The sequence below is a fragment of the Pseudomonas sp. OE 28.3 genome (genome assembly GCF_014268205.2).
Taxonomy (GTDB): Bacteria; Pseudomonadota; Gammaproteobacteria; order Pseudomonadales; family Pseudomonadaceae; genus Aquipseudomonas; species Aquipseudomonas edaphica.
Genome location: NZ_CP077082.1, coordinates 3,244,359 through 3,262,811 on the forward strand (window position 1 = coordinate 3,244,359; position 18,453 = coordinate 3,262,811).

Annotated in this window: 11 protein-coding genes; 5 read left to right on the forward strand and 6 right to left on the reverse strand. The window is 59.3% G+C overall.

Annotated elements, in window-relative coordinates:
• Positions 1-11 precede the first annotated feature (11 nt).
• Positions 12-1,214 (reverse strand): iron uptake system protein EfeO, encoded by a 1,203-nt coding sequence (gene efeO / locus HU759_RS14650; protein WP_186616945.1) that lies wholly within the window; start codon positions 1,212-1,214, stop codon positions 12-14.
• Positions 1,215-1,224: 10 nt separating this feature from the next.
• Entirely contained in the window at positions 1,225-2,070 is an 846-nt protein-coding gene (efeU, locus tag HU759_RS14655) for an iron uptake transporter permease EfeU (RefSeq protein ID WP_099549836.1), read from the reverse strand.
• Positions 2,071-2,237: 167 nt separating this feature from the next.
• On the opposite strand from efeU, the gene HU759_RS14660 reads away from it, so the two are divergent.
• Together HU759_RS14660 and HU759_RS14665 are read left to right on the forward strand one after the other, a co-directional pair.
• The gene (locus tag HU759_RS14660) at positions 2,238-3,257 is read left to right on the forward strand and encodes an AraC family transcriptional regulator (protein WP_017135539.1); all 1,020 of its coding nucleotides are present in this window, start codon (positions 2,238-2,240) and stop codon (positions 3,255-3,257) included.
• A gap of 131 nt (positions 3,258-3,388) precedes the next feature.
• On the forward strand, positions 3,389-6,814 hold the full coding sequence (locus HU759_RS14665) for a hypothetical protein (RefSeq protein WP_186616943.1): 3,426 nt from the start codon (positions 3,389-3,391) through the stop codon (positions 6,812-6,814).
• 216 nt (positions 6,815-7,030) lie between these two features.
• On the opposite strand, the gene HU759_RS14670 is transcribed toward HU759_RS14665, so the two are convergent.
• The 4 genes from HU759_RS14670 to HU759_RS14685 form a co-directional block, all read right to left on the reverse strand.
• Entirely contained in the window at positions 7,031-8,446 is a 1,416-nt protein-coding gene (locus HU759_RS14670; RefSeq protein ID WP_099549834.1) for a TolC family protein, read from the reverse strand.
• Complete coding sequence (locus HU759_RS14675; RefSeq protein WP_017135542.1) at positions 8,443-11,622, reverse strand: efflux RND transporter permease subunit; 3,180 nt, start codon at positions 11,620-11,622, stop codon at positions 8,443-8,445. Before HU759_RS14675 ends, HU759_RS14670 begins: the two co-directional genes overlap by 4 nt.
• A gap of 15 nt (positions 11,623-11,637) precedes the next feature.
• Complete coding sequence (gene mexE / locus HU759_RS14680) at positions 11,638-12,879, reverse strand: multidrug efflux RND transporter periplasmic adaptor subunit MexE (RefSeq protein WP_176992254.1); 1,242 nt, start codon at positions 12,877-12,879, stop codon at positions 11,638-11,640.
• Positions 12,880-13,132: 253 nt separating this feature from the next.
• Positions 13,133-14,338 carry an MFS transporter gene (locus tag HU759_RS14685; RefSeq protein WP_186616942.1) on the reverse strand — a complete coding sequence of 402 codons (1,206 nt, stop codon included), beginning with the start codon at positions 14,336-14,338 and terminating at the stop codon, positions 13,133-13,135.
• A gap of 114 nt (positions 14,339-14,452) precedes the next feature.
• Here HU759_RS14685 and HU759_RS14690 point away from each other — a divergent pair, with 114 nt between their 5' ends.
• From HU759_RS14690 to HU759_RS14700, 3 genes are read left to right on the forward strand one after another with little or no spacing between them, the layout of a single operon-like run.
• Positions 14,453-15,364, forward strand: a complete 912-nt coding sequence (locus HU759_RS14690; RefSeq protein ID WP_186616941.1) for a LysR family transcriptional regulator — start codon at positions 14,453-14,455, stop codon at positions 15,362-15,364.
• A 42-nt stretch (positions 15,365-15,406) separates the two neighbouring features.
• Complete coding sequence (locus HU759_RS14695; RefSeq protein ID WP_186616940.1) at positions 15,407-17,461, forward strand: prolyl oligopeptidase family serine peptidase; 2,055 nt, start codon at positions 15,407-15,409, stop codon at positions 17,459-17,461.
• A gap of 50 nt (positions 17,462-17,511) precedes the next feature.
• Positions 17,512-18,354 carry a DUF1460 domain-containing protein gene (locus HU759_RS14700; RefSeq protein WP_186616939.1) on the forward strand — a complete coding sequence of 281 codons (843 nt, stop codon included), beginning with the start codon at positions 17,512-17,514 and terminating at the stop codon, positions 18,352-18,354.
• The last annotated feature ends 99 nt before the right edge of the window (positions 18,355-18,453 follow it).

Below are 18,453 nucleotides of genomic sequence, written 5' to 3' on the forward strand. Positions count from 1 at the left end.
TTAGGTCGTCTTCACTGCAGGCCGGAAAGGCCAAGGGCGGGGTCGATTCCATCGAGTGCAACGGCCAGAGCCTTGGCCTTGTCGGCGATCTGCTTGCGCTGATCGGCCGTGACGCTGTCGTAGCGGCTGTACTGGCCGTCGACTTTAAAACTGTTGAGTTGGGCATCGAAGGCATCGAGCGCGCTGTCGATTTTTGGCAACAGGTCCGCCGCTGATTTGGTCAGCAATGGGCGCATCAGGTCGACCACCTTGCGGGCAGCCTCCAGGTTGGCGGCAAAACCGTTCAAGTCGATATGGCTGTAGCGTTCCTCTTCACCGCTGGCGGCACGCACATCCGCCAGGCTGTTGAGGTTGCGCACCACAATGCTGACCAGTTGTTCCGGCGGCAGTGATTGCGCAAGCAGCTGTTGCTTGAGGGTGGTGACGTCAGTGACCAGGCGCTCGGCGACCGGGCCGAGGCCATCGAGGCTGCGCTGCTGGAACAGGCTGTATTCGAGGCGGTGGAAGCCGCTGAACGCGGGGTCTTGCTCGCGTTTTTCGAAGTAATCGGCGCGGGCGTTGATCGCGTTGTCCAGCTCGGCCAGACGTTGCGCGGCGGGAGCCAGGCGCTGATACGCTTCACGTGCCGGCACATACAGCGCTTGCGCCTGGGCCAGGTCACCGGCGGCAATGGCTTGCTGCAGCGCGGTCACGGCCTTGACCAGCGCACTGCCTTGGCCGCTCAGGTACACCCGGAACTCCGACAGCGGGCCGATAAACGCCACCATCGACGGTTTGGCCTTGGCCTGGGCATCGGACTCAGCGGTTGGCGTGACATGTAAGGTGCCGCGCGGGTTGCTCAGCAAGCCGCAGGTGATCGCATAGTCGCCGGGCAACAGGTTGGCGTTGATCACCTGGCTTAGGCCCGGCGCGATATTTTCGCGTTCTTCAATCACCAGCACGCCGTCGAGGATTTCCCATTCCACCGCGCGGTCGGAGCGGTTGATGATGCGAAAACTCGCGCGCCCGGCGGGCACGCTGATTTCATTCGGCTCGCAAGCGTGAGCGTGAATCGTCACGGCGATTTCATTGTGGTTGGTCTGACGCTTGGCGGCAGCCAATTGCGAGGCGTAATAAAACAGCGCACCGGCGGCGATCATCACCACCACCGAGCCGGCCACTGCCCAGCGCAGGGCGCGCGACGGCGGTGCCGGTTGAAGGGTTGGGTTGGACAAGAGACGGTCCTTAATGGCTGGAAACGGAAGAAGGTTTGGCGACAGGCTTGGCAGGGGCCGAGGGCAGGAAGAACATCACCAGCGCCACTACCAGATAAATTAGATAGGCACCCAGGGTGCTCACGGTCGGCGCTTCCTGGTAGCCGAACATCCCGGCGAGCACCGAACCCAACGGGCTGTCCATCGGCAGCACGGCGCTGAAGTCGAACAACACGGTTTGCAGGTGGTTCCACACCCCGGCTTCATGCAGCGCCTGCACCGAGTTGGCAAGAATGCCGGCGGCCACCACCAGGATGAACAGGCCGGTCCAGCGGAAAAACGCGCCGAGGTTCAGGCGCATGCTGCCGGTGTAGATCAGGAAGCCGACGATAATCGCCAGGATCAAGCCGAGCAGGGCGCCAATCGGGGCGCCCGGACCTTCGCTTTGCTGGAACACGGCGAGCAGGAAGAACACGGTTTCCAGACCTTCACGGGCCACGGCAAAGAACACCATGGCGATCAGCGCGATGACTTGGTGCTTGGAGCCGGCCAGTGCATGATCCAGGGATTCGTGCAGGGAATGCTTGATGGAGCGCGCCACTTTGCGCATCCAGAACACCATGGAGCTGAGGATGCCGACGGCTACCAGGCCGACGATACCTTCGAACAATTCCTGTTGTTTCTGCGGGAACTCCGCACTGACCAGTTCCAGGCCGCCACCTACCAGCAGGGCCAACGCAGCGGCCAGGAACACGCCGATCCACACGGCGGGCATCCACTGGCCACGGCCGGTCTGTTGCAGGTAACTGGCAATAATGCCAACGATCAATGCGGCTTCAATGCCTTCGCGCAGCATGATTAGAAAGGGAACGAGCATTCGGCACCGCATCAAGGCTGGATAGGATGCTAATTTGTAACATAATGATACTCATTACTAAACAGCCAATATTGACCTTTGCTGAACTGCGGCTGAACGGTGGTGGCGAATCGCAACCGCCCTTATGATGCATCCCATCTTTTGCAGCATTGAATAGCCCGATTCCCATGGCGGAAAAAGACACCATCTCTATCCATCTTGTGCGCGAAGCCTTGCTGCAGAGCTGCGCGCCCGGCACGGCCACGGTTGAAGCCTTGAGCAAGGTCGGAATAGACCCGGCGCTGCTCGAGCAGCCCGACGCTCGCGTGCCCGCCACGGCCTACGCACGCCTGTGGCGCTTGCTGGCGCGGCGCATGGACGATGAGTTTTTTGGCATGGACCCGCGCCAACTCAAGTCTGGCAGCCTGGCGTTCCTGTGCCGCGCCGCGATGGCGCAACCGAGCCTGGATGCCGGCCTGGAAACCGGCCTGGGTTTTTTGTCGCTGATGTTCGAGCAGATGCCTGCACAGCTGGTGCGCCAACAGAGCCTGGCAGAAATCGTCTTGCTCGAACCCGAACCCAAACGCGCGTTTACCTATTTCACCTATTGGATGATCGTCCACGGCGTGGCCTGTTGGCTGGCGGGTCGGCGTATCCCGATACTCGCCATTGAGCTGCGTTGCCCGCAGCCGCAATTCTGTGATGACTACCGCGTGATGTTCTCCGACAACCTGCGCTTTGATCGGCCACGCACGCGCATGATCTTTTCTGCCGACTGTCTCGACCTGCCGATCAAGCGTAGCCCGGAAGAACTCAAGCGGTTCCTGGCGCATGCGCCGGCCAACATACTGGTCAAGTACCGCGACCCGGCGAGCCTGGCCAATCGCATCAAAAATGATCTGCGCCATATGCCTGCCAATACCTGGCCCGAAACCGAAGGCTTGGCGGCCAACCTGTGTATATCGGCGTCAACCTTGCGTCGCCGCCTGGCAGATGAAGGGCAGACTTATCAGGGGCTCAAGGATAGCGTGCGCAAGGAACTGGCGATTGTCTGGCTTGCCGAGGCCGATATCAGTTTTGTTGAAATTGCCGTGCGCCTTGGTTTTGCTGATGTCAGCTCATTCTACAAAGCCTTCCGCAAATGGTCCGGCTCAAACCCAGGGCACTACCGCAGCCTGATTCTGAGTGACGCGTTGCCGTCTTTGTGACGCAGACTCATGCGTTGATTAGCAGGAGGTAATGTGTACATACACTTGCTGCACTGCGCTTCAGAATAAGCCGATCCGTTTCGAAGGGGCGGCTCTCAGATTATTAGGCTCCTTTCTCTGGAGTACGTCTAATGAGCTTATCCCGTGTTGATACAGGCAACAGTGCGCTCTCACACCAATCAAATCCGTCACCCGGTGAGCTGAACCTGGCGACGTCAACCGGCCAAACGGACAAGCTGGCGGTTGCCGTTAAACCAACCGCTGAAGCTGACGCTGAACTGGCCACCCTGCTGAGTAGCGGGCACCAAGACGATTGGCGCTTTCAAGATTTGTCGCCAGAGACGTCGATTGGCAAATGGATGGGCCACTTTGTTGACGCGTGGAACGCGCCGTCCCTGCAGGCTTGGGTAAGGGCGCAAAATTTCGTGATGCCTAGGTTTCACATAGTGGGGTCCACCCTGACGGTACAAGCGCAAGATACCGGTAAAATCACTACATTTACCCCGTCTGATGGCAGCGGTTGGTGGCCGATCGGACGGCAGGTGATTGCCAGTGCTGCCATGCTTGATCCGCAAGCAAATGGCCTGAGCAACCCCGGAACCAGGCTTTTGCCCGCTGAGATTGCGGCGTTCTACGGCGTTCGCTGGCCCATCAACAGTACCGATGCCGACGCTCTCAAAGCCAACGGTTTTCCGGTAAAGCCTGTTGAGGAAGACCCCCTGCGGTCGCCTGAAATGCGCAAGCTGGCAGAGCGTGAGTTCATGGATGTAGAAAATGAAAGCGCATTGATAAATACGCTGCTCAGTAAGCTCAAGGACAAACCAGACAACGAGGACATCGACCTCAGAGCGATTTCCCAGGACATTGCACCGGGTTCGTCACTTGGGATTGCCAATCGCTCGGGGCTCAGAATAGTGAAGCGCTTGATGCGCGATCCTCTGATGGCACCCATCTTGAGCGCAAACCGCACAGGCGTGAATGCCCAGGTTCGGCTGGAGAATGGGCAGTTTATGGTCAGCGCCAACGGCACATCTGGACCGTGGCGCAACGTGACGGAGCAAGTTCTGGCCCATCCCACGCTCGCGCAACTGCTCGACAGTGCCATTCAGCAATCGGAAGCAACCGGAAAAATAATCAGATCACATTCAATCGGCGATGTATGGCAATTGCTGCGCTATGCAACGTCGAGCGAATTACCGGCCGTCATGACTGCCAGCGACTTGCGCAACATTGTGAATTGGAAACTCAACCCGCTACCACCAGAACCACCACTTGGCAGCTATGCCCGTAATTTTCTGGAAGATCAGCAATCACCTGATTCCCTGACCGAGGGGCAACGTATCAGAGTCCGCCGCTCAGCACCCGGCAACAACATACCCCCACAGTTGACACTGCTTGATTGCTCACCCAAACCCTGGGCAGGCCAGAGCCCGGTATCCATCCGCCAGAATGCCGACGAACTCATTAGCCAAGCGTTGACTCAAGGTGCAGGACTGAGGCGCTGTGAGCCCATTCTTGCTGCACTTAAAGACGACGGGGCAGAGGTGCGCGGGAAGGCTTCGCCAAGCTATCGCAAACAGCTGATCCTTACCCGTGATCTGCTGATCATAGATCCAACGCTGGGTACGCAGCGCAATCATATCGGCGGCTACAACCTGTACTCGGCATCAAACGCAGGAAAAACCCTGTTCGAGGTGCGTACTGAGCTTGAACAACACCTGGCCAGAGAAAAACAACTGCCCCTCGAGCAAGCCATACTGGTCACGCATGCATTGTTGTCGACCGTCGCCCCCGAGTTTCTGGTGAAGGGCGCGGATACTGTACGTGTGGGGACGTTGCCACTGGTCAGCCTGCGCGTCCACACGGCACTGGCGGAAATGGCATCTCAAGGCAGTTCGCGGCTGATGAGTGTAGAACAACTTGGCTCTCGTGCCTTACTGAGGCCGGTCTCGCCTGAACACGAACAATTGGAAGCAATGCACTGTGCCGGACCGATATACGATTGGGCCTTGGCCCAGGGGGTCGTGACCGAGGAGGATGATTACTCACCCACAGCGCTGAATGCCGCGGCAATTGCTTACAACAAGCGCGTGGAGGACAGTGGGCTAGTGGCCGCCAGCCTTGATAAGGCCAGCTCATTACTTAAAGCCCGCACGCATGTAGGTGAACAGGAATTGGAGCGTGTTTGCCCTGGCCAGAGTGAGTTCTTTAGTAAAAGGACGGTACTGTTCAAGCCCAGTTCTTCAGTTGTTAACGCTGTACCCTTGAGCAACATTGCGAACTCAGCCATCAACGCGTGGAAACCTGATACCACTGTCCTTGGGCTTGCAGCGGGGCCTTGTTCAATCAAGGATTTATACTTGTCAGGCGAGTTGACGGCTGAAAATATAAACACGAAAGAATGGAACTTTATCAACCCTTCAGATAAAACCGCGTTCGAGGCATTGAAGAATCAACTTGTAAAGTTGAAGCCGATCGAAAGCGTGTTTCTATTGCCCGTCGTGCAGGGCATTACAAGCTTGGCAACCTATCAGGGCATTGCCACGAAAATGCTGATGAGCGAATTGCCTGTTGAAGACAGGCGAAGGTTAGAGTCTGGCGAAGTCACCGTCTATGGCGCTTCGACTCAAGAGGGCGACCTCAATCAAGAAGAGGCTCAGCAAAAAATCGGGCTTGTTCTATTTCTCAGAGATGCGTCGGGCGCCAAGTGTTATGAGTTTCTCCCTGGCTCTAACCGCTACGCAGAACGCGCGGAACTGGTCGACGCCATGACGTTTATGAGTGATTCGGGTACCGATTCCTTCGGGAAAATCATGCGCCGGCGCCTAAGCCCGACACTGCCGGTTGATATTGAGGTCGTCGCGCACTTTCCCGCGCCGCCTAAGCGTCAGGACGCATCAGCGGGCTTGCCCAATACCTATTCATCGACACGAACGGCTGAAATTCTTAGAGCCCTGCAACTGGAAAATTTGCTCGTCGACCCCTTGCTGCTGATGAAGCAAGCTGCAGGCACGACGTATAACGAAGCCGTTCAGCAGCGTTTGGATGCTATTGATAATTTCGTCATCAATACCCTGATTCCGTTCAAAGGCAATATCGAAGAGCTCGCCTCAGGCGATCGCCGTCGTGTTGCCGTGGGCGCTATTGGGCTGGGCTTGGAAATTGTAGGTGCTCTGTTTGTGGCCGCCAGTGCCGTCAGCGCGGTCGCCAAGGCAGGGTCGATAGCTGCCAAGTTAGCCGTTGCGGGTAAAGCAGTGCTGTCGATGTTTAATCTACCGGGGGCAGTGGCCGGCACGGCGAAATCCTTGTTTCGTCTCACCGCAATGGGCGTCAGAAGCGTGGGGGTGAACGTCCCTAAATCATTAGGGAAAGGACTCTCTGATTTCAGAAAACTGGTGTGTGGTAGCAAAAAAACCGCGACATTAATCAGGCTATCGCCACGCGAGCGTACGGGCAAAGAAGTCACTAACTTAGTGGGAAACATCGGATTGCCAAATACGGTTAACGGCACGATAGATTTTGCCCAGCAATCACCGCCCAAGGCGTCTGAAGGCTGAATCGTTTCTAAAACGTAACAACTGTTGTTTCGAGCAGGGATGCTCATCTCTCGCTGGTTTGACCCCGACTCTCCGCGCGCCCCGACAACTGTCGCCCTCCTGCACGACCGAGCTGAAAGCCTCACCTCAAATCATCAGCAAAAAAAAGCCCCGCGACCGAATGAGCCGCAGGGCTAAAAATTGGCTGGATGCGACCAACCAAAGGAGCTCGTTACATCACTTGCTGCTGGCGACGACCGTGTCCGGCTGCCAGCCACCGCCCAGGGCCTTGTAGATCGCGACGATGCCGCGATACAAGTCCACTTCGGCCTGGGCCTGGGAGTCTTCAGCCGCCAAGCGCTCACGCTGCGCATCGAGCAGCACCAGGAAGTCCACGGTGCCTTCGCGATAACGAATCGCGGCGAGGTCTGCGGCAGCGCGGCTGGATTCACTTTGACGAATCAGCGAGACCAGGCGCTGCTGGCGTTTGCCGTAATCACTGAAGGCATTCTCCGATTCTTCCAACGCCAGCAACACTTGCTGCTCGTAGGTCGCCAGGGCGCCATCGGCTTCGGCATTCGCACCGCGCAACCGTGCACGCACGCTGCCCAGGTCAAAGGCGGCCCAGGTGATGCTAGGGCCAAGGGACCAGGCATTGGCGGCAGCCGAACCGATCTGCGAACCACGCCCGGCGGTAAAGCCGAGGAAGCCGCTGAGGCTGACCCGTGGGAACAGGTCGGCCTTGGCCACGCCGATACGCGCGGTGGCGGCGGCCAGTTTGCGTTCGGCGCTGAGAATGTCCGGGCGACGTTGCAGCAACTGGCCGGGGTCGCCGATCGGCAAGGCCTTGGCAATCGCCGGCAGGTCTTTGGGGCTCAGGTCCACGCTCAGCTTGTCGGGGCGCTGGCCGAGGAGGGTGGCGATGCGGTTACGCTCGCGCACTTGCTCGGCTTGCAGTTGCGGCACGCTGGCTTCAACGGCGGCCAGGCGTGCGTCGGCGCGTTCTACATCGAGCTGATCGCCCACACCGGCATCACGCAGGCTCACGGTAATGGTGCGCGATTCCTGCTGGTTCTTCAGGTTGTCCAGAGCAATGCGTTCACGCAATTGAGCGCCGCGCAGTTGGCCGTAGGCGTCTACCAGTTCGGCAATCATGGTGACTTGCAGTTGGTACAGGTCGGCTTCGGCGACCTGTTGGTCCGCATCGCTGGCTTCCAGGTTGCGACGGATGCGGCCGAACAAGTCGACTTCCCAGGCCATGTCCAGGCCCAGGTCGTAGCGCTCGCTGTTGACGCGTTTGGTGGTCTGGCCCGGGATCTGGCCTTTGCCCACGTCGCTGCTGGCGCGAGAGGTGACGACCGGCATGATGTCGGTGGCCACGTCATCACGGATGGCGCGTGCCGCCCGCAGACGGGCGAACGCCACACGCAGGTCGCGGTTACCGCTCAACGACTGGGTGACCAGTTGGTTGAGGGTCGGGTCCTCGAACTGCTGCCACCAGATGCCTTCGTACTTGGCGTGGTCATAGCTTTTGGTGTCGGCGGCGGCCGTGATATTGGCCGCCTCCAATTTTTCGGTTTTGTAGTCCGGGCCTACGGCACAGGCGCTCAGCGCCAGTACCAGCAAGCTCGGCAAAAATACTTTCACGCTCATTGCTGTGTCTCCAGCTTCAAGGCCTTGGCCGCTTTGCGTGCTTCGCCGCGCTCCACATAACGACGGATCAGTACGTAGAACACTGGGGTCAGCAACAGACCGAAGAAGGTCACCCCGATCATCCCGGAGAACACCGCCACACCCATGGCATGACGCATCTCGGCACCGGCACCGCTGGACAACACCAGAGGCACCACACCCATGATGAAGGCGAACGAGGTCATCAGGATCGGCCGCAGACGCAAGCGGCAAGCTTCCAGTACCGCGGCCAGCGGATCGAGACCTTCCTGCTGTTTATCCTTGGCAAACTCGACGATCAGAATCGCGTTCTTACACGCCAGGCCCACCAATACGATCAGGCCGATCTGGGTGAAGATGTTGTTGTCGCCACCGGAGATAATCACCCCGGTGATGGCCGACAGCAGGGTCATCGGTACGATCAGGATCACCGCCAGTGGCAGGCTCCAGCTTTCGTATTGGGCGGCGAGCACCAGGAACGCCAGCAGTACGCAGAGCGGGAACACGAACAGCGCGGTATTGCCCGAGAGGATTTGCTGATAGGTCAGGTCGGTCCACTCGTAGGTCATGCCGTTGGGCAATTCATCTTTGAGCAGTTTCTCAATCGCCGCCTGAGCCTGGCCGGAGCTGTAGCCCGGTGCGGCGTTGCCGTTGATTTCGGCGGTGATAAAGCCGTTGTAGTGCATCACGCGGTCCGGCCCCGAGGTGTCGCTGACCTTGATAAAGGTCGCCAGAGGGATCATCTCGCCCTTGTTGTTACGCACTTTCAGCTGGCCGATCTGGTCTTCATCCAGGCGGAACTGCTGGTCTGCCTGCACGTTGACCTGGTAAGTACGGCCAAAGCGGTTGAAGTCGTTGGCATACAACGAACCCAGGTAGATCTGCAGGGTGTCGAAGATGTCGCTGATCGCCACGCCATGGGTCTTGGCTTTTTCGCGGTCGATGGCAGCATCGACCTGCGGTACGTTGACCGTGTAGCTGGTGAACAGGCCGAACAATTCAGGCGTGGTACGGCTCTTGGTGATGATGTTCTGCACTTCCTTGTACAGCTCGTCGTAACCCAGGTTGCCACGGTCTTCGATTTGCAGGCGGAACCCGCCGATCGTACCCAGGCCCTGTACCGGCGGCGGTGGGAAGATCGCCATGTAGGCTTCCTCGATGCTGCTGTATTTGCCGTTCAATGCACCGGCAATTGCGCCAGCGGACATGCTCGGGTCTTTACGCTCATCGAAGGGCTTCAAGGTCACGAACACGATGCCGCTGTTCGGACTGTTGGTGAAGCCGTTGATCGACAGGCCCGGGAAGGCGACGGCGGCTTCCACGCCGGGTTGTTTCAGCGCGATGTCGGACATGCGCTTGATCACGTCTTCGGTACGGTCCAGGCTCGCGGCGTCCGGCAATTGCGCAAAAGCCACCAGGTACTGCTTGTCCTGGGCCGGTACGAAACCGGTTGGCGTGTGGGCAAAGCCCAGCCAGGTCAGGACCATCAGGCCGGCGTACAGGAACAGCGCGATACCACTGCCGCGAATCACCCGGCGTACGGTGCCCACATACCCATGGCTGGCTTTCTCGAAGAAGCGGTTGAATGGGCGGAACAACCAGCCACCCAACAGCTTGTCGAGCACCTTGGAGAAGCGATCCTTCGGCGCGTCATGGCTGCGCAGCAACACGGCGGCCAGGGCAGGGGACAAGGTCAGCGAGTTGAATGCCGAGATCACCGTGGAAATGGCAATGGTCAACGCGAACTGCTTATAGAACTGACCGGTCAAGCCGCTGATAAAGGCCGCTGGAATGAACACCGCACACAGCACCAACGCGGTCGCGATGATCGGGCCGGTTACTTCGCTCATGGCCTTTTCGGTGGCCGGGAACGGTTCGAGTCCCAACTCGATATTTCGCTCGACGTTCTCCACCACCACGATGGCGTCGTCCACCACGATACCGATGGCCAGTACCAGGCCGAACAGCGACAGTGCGTTGAGCGAGAAGCCAAACAAGTGCATCACCGCAAAGGTACCGATCAACGATACCGGCACCGCCACCAATGGAATAATCGAGGCGCGCCAGGTTTGCAGGAACAGGATCACCACCAGCACCACCAGAATCAGTGCTTCGAACAGGGTGTGAACCACCGCCTCGATAGAGCCACGCACGAAGATGGTAGGGTCATAGACGATGCTGAAATCCATGCCTTCCGGGAAGCTCTTTTTCAGCTCCGCCATCTTGGCGCGTACTTCGTTGGAGATCTCGATGGCGTTGGAACCTGGGCGCTGGAAGATCGGGATCGCCACCGCCGGCTGGTTGTTGAGCAACGAGCGCAGCGCATACTGGCTGGAACCCAGCTCTACCCGTGCAATGTCTTTAAGGCGGGTGATTTCACCGTTGGCGCCGGAGCGGATAATGATGTTCTCGAACTCCTCCTCCGTCACCAGGCGGCCCTGAGTGTTCACCGACAACTGGAAGCTGGTGGCATTCGGTGCAGGTTGCGCACCCAGGGCACCGGCGGCCACTTGACGGTTCTGCTCACGAATCGCGTTGACCACATCGGTGGCGGTCAGGTTGCGCGAAGCGGTTTTGTTCGGGTCCAGCCAAACACGCAGGGAGTAGTCGCCCATGCCGAACAACTGCACGTCACCCACACCGCCCAGACGCGCCAACTCATCCTTTACGTTGAGTAAGGCATAGTTGGACAGGTAGAGCATGTCGTAACGCTTGTCCGGTGAGGTCAAGTGCACAACCATGGTCAGGTCAGGGGAAGCCTTGTCGACGGTAATACCGATGCGCGTCACTTCCTCAGGCAGCTTGGGCTGCGTGCGGGTCACACGGTTCTGCACCTGCACCTGCGCGTTATCCAGGTCGGTGCCCAGGGCGAAGGTGATGGTCAGGGTCAGCTTGCCATCGGCAGTCGACTGCGAGGACATGTACAGCATGTTCTCGACACCGGTAATGGCTTGCTCCAACGGAGCGGCCACGGTTTCACCGATGACTTTGGGGTTGGCGCCCGGGAAGTTGGCACGTACCACCACGGTGGGCGGCACCACTTCCGGGTATTCGCTGATCGGCAGTTGGAACAGCGAGATCGCACCGGCGATCAAAATCAACAGCGACAGCACCGCTGCGAAGATCGGCCGCGAAATGAAGAACTTGGAAAAATTCATCTTGAGTTGTATCCCTTAACCGCGTGGAGTCGCGACGGCTGCGAGCTTGGGCGCGGCTTTATCCGGCGCCACTTGTTCCAGGTTGCTGGCTTCAAGCGCTTGTCGTTGTTGTGCCAAGGCGGCGAGGGTTTCCTTGCTGGCCATCGGGATCGTTTCCGGTGCAACCGGCGAACCCGGACGAATGCGCTGCAAGCCCTTCACGACGATGGTGTCGTCCTTGTTCAAACCGCTGCGCACGATGCGCAGGCCTTCGATCTTCGGCCCCAGTTCCACCGAGCGATAAGCCGGCTTGTCACCGTCCATCACCAGCACGAACTTCTTGCCAAGGTCGGTGCCCACCGCTTCGTCGTTGATCAGCACGGCGGAGTAGGTGCCGCTGCCGACCAACTTCAAGCGGGCATACAGGCCCGGGGTGTATTCGCCCTTGCTGTTATCGAACACGGCGCGACCACGGATGGTGCCAGTGGCCGGGTTGACCTGGTTGTCGACGAAGTTCATCTGGCCCAGGTGCGGGTTGCCGGTTTCGTTGGACAGGCCCAGGTACACAGGAGTGGTCGCGCCACGGCGGCCTTCGCGAGCCAGCTCGGTGTACTTGAGGTACACGCGCTCGTCGGCGTCGAAGTAGGCGTAAACCTTGTCGGTAGAGACCACGCTGGTCAGCGGCGTGGTGTCGGCGGTCACCAGGTTGCCGGCGGTGATTTCCGCACGGCTGACGCGGCCACTGATCGGCGAGGTCACGCGGGTAAAACTCAGGTTCAACTTGGCCAGGTCCAACTGCGCCTGGATCCCGGCGACAGCGGCGCGGGCTTCCTGGGCGGCGGTGGTGCGCGAGTCAGCCAGTTCAGCGGAGATCGCATTGCTCTGGCGCAGACGCTCGCCACGTTGCGCTTCGTTATCGCTACGGCTGGCGGCGGCTTTGGTTTGTGCGAGCTGGGCTTCGAGGCGGCGCACCTCAGCCTGGAACGGGCGCGGGTCGATCTGGAACAGCAGGTCGCCTTTCTTCACCAGAGCGCCTTCGGTGAAGGCCACCTGGTCGATCTGGCCGGATACGCGCGGACGAATCTGCACGGTTTCCGGGGCTTCCAGGCGACCGGTGAATTCATCCCACTCGTTGACCGGCTGTTCCAGCACCTTGGCCACACTGATTTTCGCGGGGGGCATGGCGGCCGCTTGATCCGGGGTCTTACCGCAGGCGCTCATCACCACAACGGCCAAAATCGCCAAGGGGAAGCGCAAGTGTTTGAGTGACTGTTCCATGAGGTGCATCCGCCAATGTATTTGAGATGGGCGGATCATGCGCGGCGAGGTGCTATGTCACGAATCGAATGAAACAAAGGTAACTATCATTCGGAATGATATAAGCGAGAGGCGAGCCCTCTAGAATGGCGTTTTCGTTAGGGAGCTATCAATAGGCGTGATGACAAAGGTGTATTGCGTAGCGTGCAAGGAACGAGGCTCACAACCCGCTGTCGTTGCCTCGCAACAAGATGAATCCACTCCTTCAAACGTCTTACGGTGGCGTCAGGCTGCCACGCTTACTAGCAGTCAGCCCTCCCAAAAAGTACATCAACCCGCCCGCCACAACAAAAACCACCAACATATAAAACATGCTGTACGCCGGCTGCGTAGCCAACACCCACCCACACAACACCGGCCCCAACGCCGCGCCGACATTGCCCAGGTTCTGCGCGGCGTAGTACATGCCGCGCAGGTGATTGGGCGCGATGTTATCGATGAACATGTATTCGGCCGGGAACACGATAATTTCGCCAAGGGTGAAAATCGCCATCGACAGCACCCACATCAGCAGCGTGGTCGACAGCGCAAACCCGCCCAGCCCGACAATAAACAGGCTCAGGCCAGCGGCAAGCCACCGATTCAGGTCGCGCGGGGAAATCCGCTTGCCGAGGCTGTATTGCAAGCTGATAACTGTCAGGGCATTGGTGGCCACGATCGTGCTGATGATCCGGTAGGTCTCCTGAGGTGTAGTGGTGACGATCAGGTACTGCGAGAGGTAGGCCGTGAACTGGCCGAATACCACGGCACTGAGAAGTCCGCCGAGGGTAAAGCACACCAGGCGGTAATCGCGCAGCAGCAGTGTGGCGACCGCCAGGAACGCTACGGGTGGCTGGTTTGCTTGGGCCGTCTCCAAACGCCTGTCGCCCCACACGAAGTAAATAAACAAGAACCCGGCACCCAGCCCGGCTGACATCAGAAACGGCAGGCTGGCATCCACGGCGGCCAACCCCGCGCCCAGGAACGGCCCGACGGCATAACCGATATTGGTCAGCGTGTATTTGATCGAAAACGCTTCACTGCGCTGATCAACGGGGAGCAGGCTGCCAAACCCGGCTTTTACCGCGATATCAATCACCGCATACGCCAGGTTCACCAACACCAGGCACAGGTAAAACAGCCAGAGCGCAGGCGCGATAGGGGCGCCGAGAAAGCCCAGCGTGAACACACCGCAGAAGAGCAGGATAAGCCGGTAACTGCTCATCCGATCCACCAGAAAGCCGCCATACAGGCTCAGCAGCGAGCCGATGATCAGTGTGCTGCCGATCACCAAGCCGATATCGGCGATGCTCAAGCCAAAGTGGCTCGACAAATAGATGACCAGGTAGGGCAGGGTGATTGCGCGGGCGAGCGTCAGTATCAGCGAGGCGCTCAATAGCAGGTTGAGGGTGGCGGGGTAGTTTTTCAGCGTGGCCAGCATTCGAGCCTCAGAGTCCATTTATCAGAGTACAAGCAGCTTACCTTTGAACCGAGTTCTGATTTAGGATGGTTTTTATCCAGACACAGGAACTCAATTCATGAATAAGGGCTGTGCATGTTTTCTTCAGAGCGCCTGAAGGGCATCGATGTATTTGTCTGTGTCGCGCAGCACGGCAGCTTTACCGCGACCGCCGAGAAAATGAACCTGACCGCCTCGGCCGTGAGTAAAAGCATTGCGCGCCTGGAAGCCCGTCTGGGTGCCCGACTGTTCCACCGCACCACGCGCAGGTTGTCGCTGACCGATGCCGGCGTTGCCTACCTGCGCACCTGCACCGGCGTATTAACCGACCTGGAAGAAGCCGAATGGGCATTGCAGGCTGAAAACACCGAACTGCGCGGGCGTGTGCGCATCGACCTGCCCGGCGCCTTTGGCCAGGCGCAGGTGCTGCCGATCCTGCTGCCGTGGCTGAACACTCATCCATTGCTGACCCCGCACATCTCCTTCTCTGATGGCTTTGTCGATCCGTTCAAGGAAGGCGTGGATATCGTCGTGCACATCGGCGACGACCCGGCCTGGCCGGAGACGGTAGGGCACCAGTTACTTACCCGAGAGTGGCATGTTTTATGTGCGTCCCCTGCGTATCTCACTCGCCACGGCACGCCACAGTCCGAGCGTGACCTTGAACAGCATCAGTGCATTGCCTACGGCTGGGTCGATGGTCGCGTCAGCCACTGGCAGCACGCCGGCGAACATGGCGCGACACTGCACAGCCACGTGCAGCCGCAACTGGTGATCGGCCATGGCGCCGGGCTGAAGTTGGCTGCGCTGGCCGGCTGCGGTATCGCGCAACTGCCGTCGTGGCTGGTTGAGCAACACTTGCAGGACGGCTCGCTGGTGCAAGTCTTGCCGCAGTTGGCCAGTGTCGGCATGGGCATCAGTGTGGCCTGGGTCAAAAACCGCTATGCGCTGCCCAAGGTGCGTGCGGTGGTGGAGGTGCTGGTTGCAGGGTTGGGCGCGGTTGAGTGACACTCCTTGATTTTCCGAACAAATTTTCCACAGGATGCGCAGATGCCAAACCTCCCGACACCGCCTTCCACGGGCGACGATCCTTACCTTTGGCTGGAAGACGTCGACAGCACGCAGGCGCTGGATTGGGTGCGCGCACAAAACCTCAAGGCCCACGCCCGACTCGCCGAATCCGCGCCTTTCAAGGCGATGCAGGCCGACCTGCTGGCGGTGCTCGATTCGGACAGCAATATCCCTTACGTGGAAAAAATCGGCGCCCACTATTACAACTTCTGGGTCGACGCCGCCCACCCTCGCGGCCTGTGGCGGCGGACCACGCTGGCGCAATATCGCAAGGCGCAACCGGCCTGGGAAACCGTGCTGGACATCGACGCGTTAAATGCCCTGGAAGGTGAGAATTGGGTATGGCACGGCGCCGACTGCCTGCACCCTGGCTATCAACGCGCCTTGGTTGCACTGTCCCGGGGCGGCGCGGACGCGAGTGTCACGCGCGAATTCGACCTGGTCGAAAAAGCCTGGGTCAATGATGGCTTCGAGTTGCCCGAATCCAAGGGTGGGCTGGGCTGGATCGACCACGACAACGTGTATGTGTTTACCGACTTCGGTGCAGACAGCATGACCCGCTCGGGTTACCCGCGCATCGTCAAGCAATGGCAGCGCGGTACGCCCCTGAGTGCCGCGACGATCGTCTACGAAGGCCGGCACGACGATATGTATATCGCGGCGATGCACGACAGCACACCGGGCTACGAGCGTGATTTCGTCAGCCGCACCCTGGCGTTCTACAACAACGAACTGTACCTGCGCGCCCCGGATGGCACGCTGAGCAAAATCGACGCGCCGAACTCGGCCGACAAGTCGGTGCACAAAGACTGGTTGCTCCTGCAATTGCGTGATGATTGGACGGTGGGTGATGGCTACGTGGCCGGCTCGTTGCTGGCGATCAACTTTGCACGGTTCATGGCCGGCGCGCGGGATTTCGACCTGTTGTTCGTGCCATCGGACAGCACCTCACTGGCCGGCATGGACTGGACCCGCAACCACTTGGTACTCAACGTGCTGGAGGACGTCAGAAACCGCCTCAGCGCGCTGACGCCGGGCCCACAAGGCTGGGCACGCAGCGCATTTATCGGCGCGCCGGCGATGGCGACCGTGGATGTGAGCGCCGTCGACAGCGATGACAGCGATGCCGTGTGGATGGTCACCCGAGGTTTTCTCACGCCGGTCACGCTGTCACTGGCCGAGCTTGGCGCGCAACCTGAAGTGCTCAAAGCCATGCCGGCGTTCTTCGAGGCGAGCCGGCATGAGGTTGAACAGCATTTTGCCGTGTCCAAGGACGGCACCCGCGTGCCGTATTTCCTGGTGCACGAACAGGGCTTGCAGTACAACGCCAACGCGCCGACCTTGCTCTACGGTTATGGCGGTTTTGAAGTGTCGCTGTGCCCGGAGTATTCCGGCGGGCTGGGCCGCGCCTGGCTGTCCAAAGGCGGTGTGTATGCCGTCGCGAATATTCGCGGCGGCGGCGAATACGGCCCGCGTTGGCATCAGGCGGCGCTCAAGCACAAGCGTGCGCGCGCCTATGAGGATTTTGCCGCAGTGGCGCAAGACCTGATCAACCGCAAGATCACCTCGCCCCGACACCTGGCCGTGCAAGGTGGCAGCAATGGCGGCCTGTTGACCGGCAATATGCTCACCCAATACCCCGAGCTGTTCGCAGCCGTCGTCATCCAGGTGCCGTTGCTCGACATGCAGCGCTATCACCATTTGCTGGCAGGCGCCTCGTGGATGGAAGAGTACGGCAACCCGGACGTGCCTGAAGAATGGGCCTACATCCAGACGTTTTCACCCTACCACCTGTTCGACCCGGCCAAGACCTATCCGCCGGTGCTGTTCACCACCTCGACCCGCGATGACCGCGTACACCCGGCCCATGCCCGTAAACTTGCGGCCAAAATGATCGATGCCGGCCAGGACGTGACGTACTACGAAAACATCGAAGGCGGCCACGGCGGCGCGGCGGATAATGCCCAGAGTGCGTACATGAAAGCGCTGGTCTACGGCTTTTTGTGGGAGCGCTTGAGCGCCGGCCACGGCTGACTTGCGCTGGCAGGTATGATCGGATGCCCCTTGGATAAGTGAAGAGTCAGATGCGCACACCCTATGTTTTTATCTTGATGTCGATGCTGTTGGCGGGTTGCGGCTCGTCGGGCGCAACCACTGGAAGCCATGCGTTCGAACGTCAGCCAAACGCGCCGCTGACGCTCGATGCACCGCTGGATCCTTACACCGTTGAGAAGCTCAATGCGATTCTCCATGAGCGTCCAAACTACCGGTTGCTTCCCGCGGGCCAACAGATCGGCCTGATCTCGGAGGCCTTTTTAGGCACGCCCTATGCTGCCAACAAGTTACAGGGCTCACTGAGCACGCCCGAACAGTTGGTGGTCGATTTTCGAGGCCTGGATTGCTTTACCTACCTGGATTACGTCGAGGCCCTGCGACAATCGGCAGCACAACCCGACTTTATGAAGAACCTGCTGCGCACGCGTTATGTTGATGGCGATCTCGACTTTCTGAGCCGTAAGCACTTCTACACGGATTGGGCCTACAGCGGCACGTATAAACCGGCGCAAGACATCACCGCGCAGATAAGTGCCCATGCCGTTCGCCGCGAAAAACGCCTCAACCAAAAAGCCGACGGCAGTACCTACTTGCCTGGCCTGCCGGTGGTCCAGCGTACGGTCACCTACATTCCTGCCGGTTTTATCGATAAGAAGGTCATCAATCGCCTGCACGAGGGCGATTTTATTGGCATCTATACGCCCTTGGCCGGGCTGGATGTGACCCATGTGGGGTTCTTTATCATGACGGACAAAGGCCCCGTACTGCGCAATGCGTCCTCGCATTCAGGCAGCCAGAAGGTGGTGGATTCGCCGTTTCTTACGTATGTGGCTAACACGCCGGGGATTGTTGTGCTGAGGGCCAAGGAGTAAAGGCTCATCGCCCTGTTGGCGTTCCGGATCCAGTACACCGAAAGCCTTCCCATCATTGAGCATTCAGTGTCAATTGAGCCACTGTCCCGTCAGGGAGGC